The 473-nt window shown below is 70.6% G+C and carries 1 pseudogene; it reads right to left on the bottom strand.

The annotated features are described in order from the left end of the window. Positions 1-456 (bottom strand): annotated as a pseudogene (locus tag FJ658_RS03660) (alpha-glucosidase/alpha-galactosidase); the annotation flags it as partial. Positions 457-473 lie beyond the last annotated feature (17 nt).

A 473-nucleotide genomic window follows, 5' to 3' on the forward strand; every position in this document is an offset into this window, starting at 1 on the left:
GTTCATGGCCATCGGGTTCGTGTAGTTGAGGAACCACGCGTCGGGGCAGAGCTCGCGCATGTCGCGTGCGGTGCCGGTGAGCACGGGGAAGGTGCGCAGGGCGCGGAACACCCCGCCGACTCCGGTCGTGTCGCCGATCGTCTGCAGCAGCCCGCGGCGGGCCGGCAGCTCGAGGTCGACGCGGGTGGCCGCGATCCCGCCGACCTGGATCATGTTGACCACCACGTCGGCGCCGGCGAGCGCCGCGCGACGGTCGGCGGATGCGGTGACCCGCACATCGCGGCCGAGCTGCCGGGCGACGTTGTGCGCGGTCAGCCGGGCGACTTCGAGACGATCGGCGTCGATGTCGTGGAGCGCGATGTCGAGCACCGGCAGGTCGGGGAAGCGGAGCAGGTCGGTGAGCAGCTGTCGTGTGAACACGACGCTCCCCGCCCCGAGGAAGACGATCGTCGGCATGCCTCGATTCTGGGAAT

Origin of the sequence: Schumannella sp. 10F1B-5-1 (assembly GCF_006517535.1) — a bacterium.
Lineage (GTDB): Bacteria > Actinomycetota > Actinomycetes > Actinomycetales > Microbacteriaceae > Schumannella.